9 protein-coding genes are annotated in these 12743 nt (G+C 75.1%); 6 read left to right on the forward strand and 3 right to left on the reverse strand.

What is annotated here, in order from left to right; genetic code table 11:
- Positions 1-4: 4 nt before the first annotated feature.
- The gene (locus AB0E19_RS20220; protein ID WP_362181687.1) at positions 5-2464 is read left to right on the forward strand and encodes an MFS transporter; all 2460 of its coding nucleotides are present in this window, start codon (positions 5-7) and stop codon (positions 2462-2464) included.
- Between the two features lie 14 nt (positions 2465-2478).
- Here AB0E19_RS20220 and AB0E19_RS20225 read toward each other — a convergent pair whose 3' ends face one another.
- Entirely contained in the window at positions 2479-3672 is a 1194-nt protein-coding gene (locus AB0E19_RS20225) for a hypothetical protein (RefSeq protein ID WP_362181690.1), read from the reverse strand.
- Positions 3673-3845: 173 nt separating this feature from the next.
- Here AB0E19_RS20225 and AB0E19_RS20230 point away from each other — a divergent pair, with 173 nt between their 5' ends.
- The 5 genes from AB0E19_RS20230 (at position 3846) to AB0E19_RS20250 (ending at position 10899) form a co-directional block, all read left to right on the forward strand.
- Positions 3846-5567, forward strand: coding sequence for a hypothetical protein (locus AB0E19_RS20230; RefSeq protein ID WP_362181693.1), 1722 nt, complete (start codon positions 3846-3848; stop codon positions 5565-5567).
- A 99-nt stretch (positions 5568-5666) separates the two neighbouring features.
- Complete coding sequence (locus AB0E19_RS20235) at positions 5667-6500, forward strand: M55 family metallopeptidase (RefSeq protein WP_362181696.1); 834 nt, start codon at positions 5667-5669, stop codon at positions 6498-6500.
- Positions 6493-7881 (forward strand): M20/M25/M40 family metallo-hydrolase, encoded by a 1389-nt coding sequence (locus AB0E19_RS20240; RefSeq protein ID WP_362181699.1) that lies wholly within the window; start codon positions 6493-6495, stop codon positions 7879-7881. The genes AB0E19_RS20235 and AB0E19_RS20240 overlap by 8 nt, the downstream gene beginning before the upstream one ends.
- Before the next feature lie 70 nt (positions 7882-7951).
- Complete coding sequence (locus AB0E19_RS20245; protein WP_362181702.1) at positions 7952-9949, forward strand: prolyl oligopeptidase family serine peptidase; 1998 nt, start codon at positions 7952-7954, stop codon at positions 9947-9949.
- Positions 9946-10899 (forward strand): LD-carboxypeptidase, encoded by a 954-nt coding sequence (locus tag AB0E19_RS20250; RefSeq protein ID WP_362181705.1) that lies wholly within the window; start codon positions 9946-9948, stop codon positions 10897-10899. The genes AB0E19_RS20245 and AB0E19_RS20250 overlap by 4 nt, the downstream gene beginning before the upstream one ends.
- A 31-nt stretch (positions 10900-10930) precedes the next feature.
- Here the strand turns inward: AB0E19_RS20250 and AB0E19_RS20255 are convergent, their stop codons facing one another.
- Complete coding sequence (locus AB0E19_RS20255; protein ID WP_362181708.1) at positions 10931-11584, reverse strand: GntR family transcriptional regulator; 654 nt, start codon at positions 11582-11584, stop codon at positions 10931-10933.
- A 62-nt stretch (positions 11585-11646) separates the two neighbouring features.
- Entirely contained in the window at positions 11647-12735 is a 1089-nt protein-coding gene (locus AB0E19_RS20260) for an adenosine deaminase (RefSeq protein ID WP_362181711.1), read from the reverse strand.
- Positions 12736-12743 lie beyond the last annotated feature (8 nt).

Consider the following 12743-nt stretch of genomic DNA (forward strand, 5'->3'; position numbering starts at 1 on the left):
GTACGTGGGTGCGATCACGCTGGTGAAGGACGCCGGGGGAGCACCCGCGCTCCCCGGGGACGGCCCGCCCGGCGGACCCCCGCCGCCCGCCCCGGCCGAGACGGCGCTCGACCCCCGCCGCGTCCGGCTCGTCTTCATCGGCCTGATGCTCGCGCTGCTCCTGGCCGCCCTGGAGCAGATGATCGTCGCCACCGCGCTGCCGAAGATCGTCGGCGAACTCCAGGGCCTGGACCGGATGTCCTGGGCGATCACCGCCTACCTGCTGACCTCCACCATCGGCCTGCCCGTCTACGGCAAACTCGGCGACCTCCTGGGCCGCAAGAGCGTCTTCCTCTTCGCCATCGTCGTCTTCGTCATCGGTTCGGGACTCGCCGGCTGGTCCCGCAGCATGGACGAGCTCATCGCCTTCCGCGCCCTCCAGGGCGTCGGCGCCGGCGGCCTCATGATCGGCGTCCAGGCGATCATCGCCGACATCGTCCCGGCCCGCGAACGCGGCCGCTACATGGGCCTGATCGGCGCCGCCTTCGGACTCGCCTCCGTCGCCGGACCGCTCCTCGGCGGCTTCTTCACCGACCACGTCTCCTGGCGCTGGTGCTTCTACTTCAACGTCCCCTTCGGGCTCGTCACCCTCGCCGTCGTCGCCGCCGTCCTCAAGCTGCCCAAGCCGAAGGCCCGCGCCCGCTTCGACGTCCTCGGCACCCTGCTCCTCGCCGCCGCCTCCACCTGCCTGGTCCTGCTGACCAGTTGGGGCGGGACGGAGTACGACTGGGACGACCGGGTCATCATCGCCCTCGGCTGCGGCGCCGCCGGAACGGTCCTGCTCTTCCTCGTCGTCGAGCACTTCGCGCCCGAACCCCTCATCCCGCTGCGGCTGTTCCGCGACTCCGTCTTCACCGTCACCGCACTCGTCGGCGCCGTCGTCGGCATCGCCCTGTTCGGCGCCGCGAGTTACCTGCCGAGCTTCCTCCAGATGGTCGAGGGCGCCACCGCCACCGAGTCCGGACTCCTGATGCTCCCGCTCATGGGCGGGATCGTCGTCGCCTCCGTCGTCTCGGGACAGCTCATCAGCCGCACCGGCCGCTACAAGATCTACCCGGTGCTCGGCTCCGCCCTCGCCGTCCTCGGCATGGCCCTGCTCTCCCGCATGGACATCGGCACCCCGCGCCTCACCCACAGCCTCTGGCAGGCCGTCCTCGGCACCGGCATCGGCCTGATCATGCCGGTGCTCATCCTCGCCGTGCAGAACAGCGTCCGGCCCGCCGACCTCGGCACCGCCACCAGCGCCCACAACTACTTCCGCCAGATCGGCGGCAGCGTCGGCGCCGCGATCTTCGGCACCGTCTTCGCCTCCCGCCTCGACTCCGCCCTCGCCGACCGCCTCCCGTCGGTCCAGGACTCCGGCGTCCAGGGAGCCGCCCTCCCGCCCGCCGAGGCGATCACCCCGCAGACCGTGCACGCGCTGCCGCCCGCCCTGCGCGACCTCTACGTCCAGGCGTACGCGGACGCCATGCCGCGGATCTTCCTCTACCTCGTGCCGGTCCTCGTGCTCGGCCTCGTCCTCGCCTTCTTCCTCAAGGAGCAACCGCTGGTGTCCCACCCCACCCCCGCCACCGAGGCCACCGACGCCCCCTTCGACACCGGCCACGCCCAGGCCGTCCCGCACGCCCGCCACGCCGCCCCCGCCCCCGTCGCCGCGCCGCCCCACAGCGGGGTGCCCGTCTGCGGCACCGTCCAGCACCACGACGGCAGCCGGGTCCCGCGCGCCGCGCTCACCCTCATCGACGTCGGCGGCCGGCAGATCGGCCGCGGCGCGAGCGGCGAGGACGGCCGGTACGCGCTCAGCGTGCCCGGCGGCGGCTCGTACGTGCTCATCGCCGCGGCGGGCGGCCACCAGCCGCAGGCCGTCTCCGTGACCGTCGGCGACCGCCCGGTCGAACTCGACGTGGTCCTCGGCGGCGCCGGCCGCCTGGCGGGCAGCGTCCTCACCGCCGACGGCACCCCCGTCCGGGACGCCGCCGTCACCCTCACCGACGTGCGCGGCGAGGTCGTCGCCTCCACCCGCAGCGGCCGCGAGGGCGGATACGTGATCACCGAGCTCGTCGCCGGCGAGTACACCCTCGCGGCCAGTGCCCCCGCCTTCCGGCCCGCCGCCGTCCCGGTCAGCGTCCAGTCCTCCCGCGAGACCCGCCAGGACATCGAGCTCGCGGGCGGGGCGGTCCTGCGGGGCACGGTCAGGGCCGGCGGCGGCAGGCCTGTCGAGGACGCCCGGGTGACCCTGCTCGACGCGGCCGGGAACGTCGTCGACACCCTCACCACCGGCCCCGACGGCACCTTCCGCTTCGTCGACCTGTCCTCGGGCGAGTACACCGTCATCGCCGCCGGCTACCCGCCCGTCGCCACCGTCCTCCAGGTGGCCGGCGGCGGCCGCACCGAACGCGACCTCCAGCTCGGCCACCAGGACTGAGAGGACCCGGTGCCTCAGGGGGCGGTCGGCGCGGCCTTGCGCAGGGCGGCGATGCAGCTGCCGATCGCCTCCTGGAGGGCTTCGAGGCGCTGGAGCATGTCCTCCTCGTAGATCTCCTCCTCCATCACCTCGTCGAGGGTCAGCTCCTCGAAGACCTTCGTGGCCTTCTGCAGGGAGCTGTAGAAACGGGTCCTGCGCTCCTGCACCCGCAGCGCAGGGTCCTCCTCGACGGCCCTGGCGACGAGGCCCTTCACCGACTCGTACGCCTCGCCGGCCCACTCGCCGGCCTCCTCCGAGTCGTCCAGCTCGTCGATCAGCGACAGATGCCGTTCGGCCTCCGCCCGCACCTCGGGCGGGGCCTCCACGGTCTGGCCGGCGGGGGTCTTGACCTGGCCGCTCTCCACGATCTGCCGGACGTAGCCGACCCGGTCGGCGACCTTCGCCTCGCTCGCCACGGCCTTCTTCAGGTCGTCGGTGCGGGCGATCGCCCGGGCCATCTCCGTCTGGAGCGCCGGGTCGTCCTTCATCCGGTCGAGGAGCGCCCCGCGCGCCGCCTCCGCCGTCCCCGGGTCGGCGAGGATCGCGGCCCGCAGCGCCGTCGGGTTCTCCGCCACCTCCAGGGCCTTCGTCGGCCGGATCCCCTCCGCCTCCGCCGCCGCGCTGATCGCCTGGCCGCGCACCGAGGACGCGCTGTTGCGGGAGGTGTAGTACGACAGCCACACGTCGGCGTCCGGCAGCTCGATGTCGGCGCCCGGTTCCAGGACCTCGAACTGCGGCACCAGACCGTCGTCCGCCGCCATGTCCCACGCCTTGTAGTGGCGCATCACGCGCTCCGCCGAGCACCCGGCGAGCGCGGCGAACGCCCGGGCCGACACCTTCCGGGCCGCCGTGCCCTCGGCCGCCTGGCCGCCGGGCCGCACACTGCGCGCCACCTTGAGCGCGAACGCCCAGCCGCCCGTCCTCGCGTACACCCCGAAGTCCCGGGCGTCCCGGACGACCACCGGATCGTGGTCGGCGGGGTCGGCGGCGGTCTCCTCCTCCGCGGCCTCCCCGGCCGCCTCCTCGACGGCCGCCTCCTCGGCGGACTCCTCGGACGCCTCCGGTGCGGGGGAGTCCTCCGGGACCCAGAAGTTCTCCTCGGACTCGGCCCCGGACTCGGGGGAGGCGGAGGCGGGGGTGGTGTCGGACGGATCGAGGGCGATGGTCACCGAGAACACTCCGGTCGGTCGGGCGGGACAACTGCGGCCGACAGCCTATACGTACCCCTTGGCGATGTTTGGCCCGATTCCGGAGTCGGATCGTCGGAGAAAGGGATGGCGCCCCGGCAGGACCACCGGCATCATGCCTCCATGATCCACGGAATCGAGCCCCGCCCCGCCCGTTGAGCGCCCCGCACGAGCGGCCGACGCCCGCTCCCGCCCTGTACGCGTACGCGTCCGCCAGGAGCCGTGGCGGCACCCCGCCGCCCCGCGGCACCCCGCCGCCCCGCGGCGGCCTGCCGCTCCCCGGGACGGCACGGCCCCCGTCCGGCGAGGGCCCCCGGCCCCCGTACAAGAAGGCCCGCGAGATCGTCACCGGCCTCCTCCACGCCCGGCTGACCGGGCCCGACACCTCGCGCGCCGCCGCCGCGACCGAACGGGCGCTCGTCGCCACCCGAGTCCGCGAACAGCTCGTCTTCCCCACCGCCGCCGCGCTTGACCCCGCCGACCCGGTCGCCGCCCGCGCCCTGGCCCGACGGCTCGTCCGCGAGGGGACGACCGTCCACGGCGTGGCCGCCGGCCTCGGACTCCTCACCCGGCTCGGCGAGCCCGAGGACGTTCCGTACCTGCGTGCCCTCGGGTGGCTCGAAGACGTCTTCCCGTACGCCGTCGAGGCCCTCGACCCCCTGGACCGGCCCGCCGCCGCCCTTCTGCGGCTGACCCACGTCACCCCGGGCGACGGACCGCGCGGGCTCGTCGAGGCCGTCGCCGCCGGGGACCGCGCCCTCGTACGGGAACGGCTGCTCGGGCTGGCCCGGGACGACCGGAGCATGGGGCCGGACGACGCCCGGCGCGTCGCCGAGGCCACCGGCCTCGCGGACCTCCTCGACCGGGCGCCCGAGGACACCGCGCTCCTCGGCCAGGCCCTGAGGCTCCTCGCGCGGACGGTCACCCAGGGAGACCACGGCGTCGCGATCCTCGACCACGCCGACGCCCTCGCCCTCTACGGGACGGTGGCCGCGCGCGCCCACCTGCTGCCGCCGGATCCCGGCCACCAGGCCCGCCTCGTCACCCTCGCCCAGGAACTCCACAGCGGCGCCTCCCACCTGCTCGCCCGGGTGCCCGGCCGGCGCGAGACGCTCCTCGGGCAGCTCCTGGACGCGGTGCGCGAACCCGCGGAGGCGGGGCGCCGGGCCGACTGGATCCGGCGCACCGTCCGCCACCTCCGCGCGGCGGGCCCGGTCCCCGGGCCCCGGCTGCGGATCGAGGTCGCCGTCGCCGATCCGGCCGGGCCGACCGCCGTCGAGACCCGGATCCTGGTCGACGGGCGGCCGATCCTGCCGGTCGCCTTCCCGCAGGGCCGGGGCGACACCCCCGAGGAACTCCTCGACGCGGGCTCCCTGCGGGCCGGTGCCGAGCCGCGACCCGTGCGGCTCGGCGTCACCTCCTGCGCCGAGGCCTGCTGCGGCGCCCTGTACGTCACCGTCCGCCGCGAGGGCCCGCACGTGGTGTGGGACGGCTGGCGACGGCCCGGCCGTCCGCCGGAACTCCCCGCGTACCGCTTCGACGCCGAGGCCTACGACGCCGAGATCGCCCGCGCCGAGCACGACCACGGCTGGACGTGGCCGGCCCGGCAGACCGCCCGTCTGATCGCCGCGGGCCTCCGTGACCGGCCCGAGCTCCTCACCCGCCGGGGCCTGCGGCGGGGATGGATCAGTACGCACTTCCAGGACCCCGACGTCACCGTCGTCACCTTCACCGGGCCGTCCCCGGACGGAACCGGCGCGCCGCGCCAGTTCCTGTGGCACCTGCCCGACGACGGGAGACCGCCCCGGGAACGCGCCGCCGAGGCGCTGCGCCGGCTGTCCGCAACGGATCCGCGGACCCTCGCCGAACGGCCCTGACGTGCCGGTACCGCCGCTCCGGCGGCTCCAATGGTCCACTCCAACGATGGTTATCCACAGGGGTGGTACGGCCGTCGGGCGGAGCGTACGGTGCCCTTCATGAAGATCCTCATCAGCGCCGACATGGAGGGCGCCACCGGCGTCACCTGGCCGGCCGACGTGCTGCCCGGCACGCCCCAGTGGGAGCGCTGCCGCCCCATGTTCACCTCGGACGTGAACGCGGCGGCGCTCGGCTTCCTCGACGGCGGCGCCGACGAGGTGCTGGTGAACGAGGCGCACTGGACGATGCGGAACCTTCTCCTGGAGCGGCTCGACGAGCGCGTCCAGATGCTCACCGGCCGGCACAAGGCGCTGTCGATGGTCGAGGGCGTCCAGCACGGGGACGTCGACGGCATCGCGTTCGTCGGCTACCACACCGGCGCCGGCGCCGAGGGCGTCCTCGCCCACACCTACCTCGCCAACTCGATCACCGGCGTCTGGCTGAACGGCCTCCGGGCGAGCGAGGGCGTGCTCAACGCCCATGTGGTGGCCGAGTACGGCGTCCCCGTCGTCCTCGTCACCGGCGACGACCTGACCTGCGAGGACGCCCTCGACTACGCCCCCGAGGCGCTCAAGGTCGCCGTCAAGGACCACGTCTCGCGGTACGCGGCCGTGTGCCGGACACCGGCCCGCACCGCCGCCGACATCCGGGCCGCCGCCCGGGAGGCCGCCGCCCTGGCCGTCCGTCACGAGCCCGTGCACGCCGGGCCGCACACCGTCCAGGTGGAGTTCGACGCGGAGCACCTGGGCGCCGCCGCCACGGTGGTTCCCGGCGTGGCGCGCAGCGGTGAGCGGCGCGTCGCCTACACCAGCGCGACGATGTACGAGGCGATCCGCACGTTCAAGGCGGTCACGACGATCGTCTCGGCCGCCGTGGAGGAGCAGTATGGCTAGCAGCACGTCCCCCTCGGGCACGTCCCCCTCGGGCACGTCCCCCGACAGCGCGGCGTCCCTCCCGGGGCCCGACGCGAAGGCGTTCGACGAGGTCGTCGCCTTCACCTCCGACCTGATCCGGGTCGACACCAGCAACCGCGGCGGCGGCGACTGCCGCGAGCGCCCCGCCGCCGAGTACGTCGCCGAACGGCTCGCCGACGCCGGGATCGAACCGACCCTCCTGGAGCGCACCCCCGGCCGGACCAACGTGGTCGCCCGCATCCCCGGCACCGACCCCACCGCGCCCGCGCTCCTCGTCCACGGCCACCTCGACGTCGTGCCCGCCGACCCGGCCGAGTGGACCGTCCACCCCTTCTCCGGCGAGGTCCGCGACGGCGTCGTCTGGGGGCGCGGGGCCGTCGACATGAAGAACATGGACGCGATGGTCCTCGCCGTCGCCCGCTCCTGGGCCCGCCAGGGGATCCGGCCGCGCCGGGACATCGTCCTCGCCTACACCGCAGACGAGGAGGACAGCGCCGACGACGGCTCCGGCTTCCTCGCCGACCGGCACGCCGCGCTCTTCGAGGGCTGTACCGAGGGCATCAGCGAGTCCGGCGCCTTCAGCTTCCACCCGCACCCCGGCATGACGCTGTACCCCATCGGGGCCGGGGAGCGCGGCACCGCCTGGCTCAGGCTCACCGCCCACGGCCGGGCCGGCCACGGCTCCAAGGTCAACGAGGCGAACGCGGTCACCCGCCTCGCCGCCGCCGTCGCCCGCATCGGCGCCCACACCTGGCCCGTGCGGCTCACCGCCACCGTCCGCGCCGCCCTCACCGAACTGGCCGCGCTGCACGGCATCGAGGTCGACACGAGCGACCCCGAGCTCGACGTGCCGCTCCTGCTCGACAAGCTGGGACCGGCCGCCGCCCTCGTCGAGGCCACCGTCCGCAACAGCGCCAACCCGACGATGCTCCAGGCCGGGTACAAGTGCAACGTCATCCCGGGCCAGGCCGTCGCCTACGTCGACGGGCGGATGCTGCCCGGCACCGAGGAGGAGTTCGCGGCCACCATGGACCTGCTCACCGGGCCGGACGTCGCGTGGGAGTTCCACCACCGCGAGGTGCCCCTCGAAGCACCCGTCGACTCCCCGACCTTCGCCAAGCTGCGGGCCGCCGTCGAGCGCTTCGACCCGGACGGGCACGCCCTGCCCTTCACCATGTCCGGCGGCACCGACGCCAAGCAGTTCTCCCGGCTCGGCATCACCGGCTACGGCTTCTCGCCGCTGAAGCTGCCCCCGGGCCTGGACTACGGCGCGCTCTTCCACGGCGTGGACGAACGCGTCCCCGTCGACGCCCTGCACTTCGGCGTGCGGGTGCTCGACCACTATCTGAAGACCGCGTAACACTCCGAGAACCGCACGGGGACACCGACGTCCCCGTGCGACCGAAACGGCACCCTGGGGGGATGCGAGGATGCAGAACACGGCCGCCTACGGCAGCTGGCCGTCACCCGTCACCGCCGCGCTCGCGGCGGCCGACGACGGACGGCCCGATCATCCGGCCGCCGTCGGCGACGAGGTGTGGTGGACCGCGCCCCGGCCCACCGAAGGCGGTCGCCGGACCCTCGTCCGGCGGCGCGCCGACGGCACCGAGGAGACCCTGCTGCCCGCGCCGTGGAACGTCCGCAACCGCGTCCACGAATACGGCGGCCGCCCCTGGGCCGCCGTCGAACGGCCCGCCGGCGGGCCCCTCGTGGTCTTCGGCCACTTCCCCGACCAGCGGCTGTACGCCTACGAGCCCGACGCCCGGCCGGGCGCCGGGCCCCGGCCGCTCACCCCCGTCTCCGGGCTCGGCGGCGGGCTGCGCTGGACCGACCCGGTGCTCCTGCCCGAGCGCGGCGAGGTCTGGTGCGTCCTGGAGGAGTTCACCGGCCCCGCGCCCACCGACGTCCGCCGGGTCCTGGCAGCCGTCCCGCTCGACGGCTCCGCCGCCGACGACCGGGCCGCCGTCCGCGAACTCTCCGACGGGCGCCACCGGTTCGTCACCGGTCCCCGGATCTCGCCCGACGGGCGGCGGGCCGTCTGGGTCGGCTGGGACCACCCCCGGATGCCGTGGGACGGCACCGAGGCCGTCCTCGCCGAGATCACCGCCGACGGCACCCTCAAGGACGCCAGGACCGTCGCCGGCGGACCGGAGGAGTCGGTGCCGCAGGCCGACTGGGACGCCGCCGGCCGGCTGCTCCTCGCCAGTGACCGCACCGGCTGGTGGAACCTCTACCGGGCCGAGGTCGCCGCCGACGGCACCCTCGGACCGGTCACCGCCCTCTGCCCCCGCGAGGAGGAGTTCGCCGGACCGCTCTGGCAGACCGGCCTCACCTGGTTCAAGGCCCTGGAGACCGGGCTCGTCGCCGTCCTGCACGGCCGGGGCGACGCCGTCCTCGGCATCCTCGACCCCGACACCGGCACCCTCGTCGACGCCCCCGGGCCCTGGACGGTCTGGAGCGCCACGCTCGCCGTCCACGGCACCCGCGTCCTCGGCGTCGCCGCCGCGGCCCACCGCCGGAACGAGATCGTCGAACTCGACACCCGCACCGGGCGCACCCGGGTCGTCGGCTCCCCGCACACCGACCGGGTCGACCCCGCCCACTACTCCCGGCCCGTCACCCGCACCTTCACCGGACCCGGCGGCCGCGACATCCACGCGCACGTCCACCCGCCGCGCAACCCCGCCACCACCGGCCCCGCAGGCGAGCTCCCGCCCTACGTGATCCGCGCCCACGGCGGCCCCACCGGGCACTCCGCGCTCGTCCTCGACCTGGAGATCGCCTACTTCACCTCCCGCGGCATCGGCGTCGCCGACGTCGACTACGGCGGCTCCACCGGGTACGGCCGCGCCTACCGCGAGCGGCTCCGCGGCGCCTGGGGCGTCGTCGACGTCGAGGACTGCGCGGCCGTCGCCGCCGCCCTCGCCGCCGAGGGCACCGCCGACCCCGGGCGCCTCGCGATCCGCGGCGGCAGCGCCGGAGGCTGGACCAGCGCCGCCTCCCTCGTCCGCACCGACGTCTACGCCTGCGGCACGATCATCTACCCCGTCCTGGACCTCAGGGGCTTCGCCGACGAGACCCACGACTTCGAGTCCCGCTACCTCGACGGGCTGGTCGGACCCGCGGACGAGGTGCCCGAGCTGTACACCGAGCGCTCCCCGATCGAGCACGTCGACCGGATCACCGCACCCTTCCTCCTCCTCCAGGGCCTCGACGACGTCATCTGCCCGCCCGCCCAGGCCGAGCGGTTCCTGGCCCGCGCCGCCGGCCGGGGCATCCCGCACGCCTACCTCGCCTTCCCCGGCGAAGGCCACGGCTTCCGGCACGCCGAGACGATGATCCGTGCCCTGGAGGCCGAACTCGCCCTCTACGCACGGGCCTTCGGCTTCGACCGGCCGGACGTGCCGGCCCTGGAGCTGCGCACGTGACGGCCCCCTCCGTGCCCGCCTCCGCACCGGTCCCCGCGCTCGCGCGGGCCGGGCGGCTGCGGCCCGGCGACCGGATCGCCGTCGTCGCCCCCAGCGGCCCGATCCCCGAGGACCGGCTCCGCACCGGCCTCGACCTGCTGCGCGGCTGGGAGCTCGAACCGGTCGTCGCCCCGCACGTCCTCGACGCCCATCCGACGCTCGGCCACCTCGCGGGCGCCGACCAGGCCCGGGCCCGCGACCTCACGGAGGCGTACACCGACCCCTCCGTCGCCGCCGTCATCTGCGCGCGCGGCGGCTACGGCGCCCAGCGGATGGTGGACCTGCTGGACTGGCCGGCCATCCGCGCGGCCGGCCCCAAGCCCTTCGTCGGCTACAGCGACGTCACCGTCCTGCACGAGGCCTTCGCCGTCCGCGCCGGGTTCGCCACCCTGCACGGTCCGATGATCGCGACCGCCGCCTTCCTCGGCGAACCCCGCACCCGGGAGTCGCTGCGCGCCACCCTCTTCGCGCCCGAGACGGTACGGACCCCGGCGACCGGGACCACGCTGGTGCCCGGCCGGGCCGCCGGCGTCACCCTCGGCGGCTGCGTCAGTCTGCTCGCCGCCGAGCTCGGCACCCCGCACGCCAGACCCTCCGCCCGCGGCGGGCTGCTCCTCCTGGAGGACGTGGGGGAGGAGCCGTACCGCCTCGACCGGATCCTCACCCAACTGCTGCGCTCCGGCTGGCTCGACGGCGTCGCCGGGGTCGCCCTCGGATCCTGGGAGGAGTGCGGCCCCTACGAGGAGGTGCGGGCGCTCCTCGCCGACCGGCTCGGCGGCCTGGGCGTGCCGGTCGTGGAGCGGCTGGGCTTCGGCCACGACCCCGCCGCGCCCACCGTGCCGCTCGGCGTCCCGGCTGTCCTCGACGCCGACGCGGGCACGCTCGCCTTCGACGTCCCCGCCCTGCTCTGACGACTGTTCCGACGCCGACGGGGGCGGGCGGCTACTCCGCCGCCAGCCTCCGCTGGTGGTCCGCCGCCTTGCTCTGGCTCGTCTCCAGGTGGCGCAGCGCCAGCTCCTCGACGCGCTCGACGTCCCGCGCCTCGATCCCGCGGAACAGCTCCTCGTGCTCCTCGGCCACGACGGAGAACTCGTCGTGCTGCCCGAGCAGCCACCGCATCCGGCTGCGCAGGGTGCCCTCCAACTCGTTGAGCAGGGCGTTGTCGGCGAGCTCGGTGACCGTCTCGTGGAAGTCCGCCGCGGCGCGCCGGGCCTCCGCGCCGTCACCGCGCGCCGCCGCCGCCTGCTCGGCGTCGAGCACGGCGCGCAGCTTGGCGAGCCCCGCGCGGGTGCGGCGCTGGGCGGCGAGCCGGAAGGCGAGGATCTCCAGGGCGGAGCGCACCTCGACGAGGTCGGCGATGTCCGAGGCGGTGAACTCGCGGACCACCGCCCAGGTCCGCGGCCGGGGCGTCACGAGCCCCTCGTTGACCAGGTCCCGCAGGGCGTCGCGGACCGGCAGCCGGCTCACGTCCAGCTCGGCCGCGATCTCCCGCTCGACCAGCCGGCTGCCGGGGGCCCGGGTCCCGTCGATGATCTGGTCGCGCAGGGTGCGCGTGATCCGCTCCGACTCGGGCCTGAACTCCTCAGCAGCTGTCATGGCCGCCATTCTTCCATCGGGGAGGGCGGCGGCCGCCGCCCTCCCTTCCCGCGGCCGGTCCGTCAGAGCGCCGCGTACCCCGGACGCACGAGCTCCTCGATCAGGCGCTCGCGCTCGGGCAGCGGCAGGAACGCGGCCTCCAGGGCGGCGACCGTGAACTCCTCGAAGACCTCGGGGCCGTACCCGAAGGCGTCCGCCATGTGCTGGAACTCCTCGCTCATGGTGGTGCCGGAGACCAGCCGGTTGTCGGTGTTCAGGGTGATCCTGAACCCGAGCCGGCGCAGCTCGTCGATCGGGTGCGAGCCGTAGTCCTTGGCCGCGCCGGTCTGGAGGTTGGAGGTCGGGCAGACCTCCAGGGCGATCCGGTTGTCGCGGACGTAGGCGGCGAGCCGGCCGAGGGTGCCGTCCTCGGCGATGTCGTCGGTGATCCGCACACCGTGGCCGATCCGCTCGGTGCCGCAGACCTGCACGGCCTCGTGGATCGACTCCGCGCCGACGGCCTCGCCGGCGTGGATGGTGAAGTGGCAGTTCTCCCGCTTCAGGTGCTGGAAGGCGGGCAGGTGGCGGGCGGGCGGGTTGCCGATCTCGCCACCGGCGATGTCGAAGCCGGCGACGCCGTTGTCGCGGTGGGCGACGGTCAGCTCGGCGATCTCCAGGGACCGGTCGGTGTGCCGCATGCCGGTGAGCAGGGCGCGGACGGTGATCCGGCCGCCGGTCCTGCGCTCGCCCTCGCGGAAGCCGTCGTTGACGGCCTCGACGACCTCGTCGAGGGTGAGGCCGGCCTCCAGGTGCTGCTCGGGGGCGTACCGCACCTCGGCGTAGACGACCCCGTCCGCCGCCAGGTCCTCGGCGCACTCGGCCGCGATCCTGACCAGCGCCTCGCGGGTCTGCATGACCGCGCAGGTGTGGGCGAAGGTCTCCAGGTAGCGCTCCAGCGAGCCGGAGTCGGCGGCGTCCCGGAACCAGACCGCGAGCTCGGCCGGGTCCTCGGTCGGCAGCGCGGTGTAGCCGCACTCCCTGGCCAGCTCGACGATGGTGGCCGGGCGGAGCCCGCCGTCGAGGTGGTCGTGGAGGACGGCCTTCGGGGCGCGGCGGATCCAGTCGGAGACGGCGGCCCGGGCAGGCGTGGCAGAGTTGTCAGACAAGTGCATGGCCGGGA

This window comes from Streptomyces sp. NPDC047974, assembly GCF_040653375.1.
GTDB lineage: Bacteria > Actinomycetota > Actinomycetes > Streptomycetales > Streptomycetaceae > Streptomyces.

Coding starts and splice junctions, on each gene's coding strand:
- AB0E19_RS20235 (WP_362181696.1), top strand. CDS start 5,667: ATGAAGATCCTCATCAGCGCCGACATGGAGGGCGCCACCGGCGTCACC.
- AB0E19_RS20240 (WP_362181699.1), top strand. CDS start 6,493: ATGGCTAGCAGCACGTCCCCCTCGGGCACGTCCCCCTCGGGCACGTCC.
- AB0E19_RS20245 (WP_362181702.1), top strand. CDS start 7,952: ATGCAGAACACGGCCGCCTACGGCAGCTGGCCGTCACCCGTCACCGCC.
- AB0E19_RS20255 (WP_362181708.1), bottom strand. CDS start 11,584: ATGACAGCTGCTGAGGAGTTCAGGCCCGAGTCGGAGCGGATCACGCGC.
- AB0E19_RS20260 (WP_362181711.1), bottom strand. CDS start 12,735: ATGCACTTGTCTGACAACTCTGCCACGCCTGCCCGGGCCGCCGTCTCC.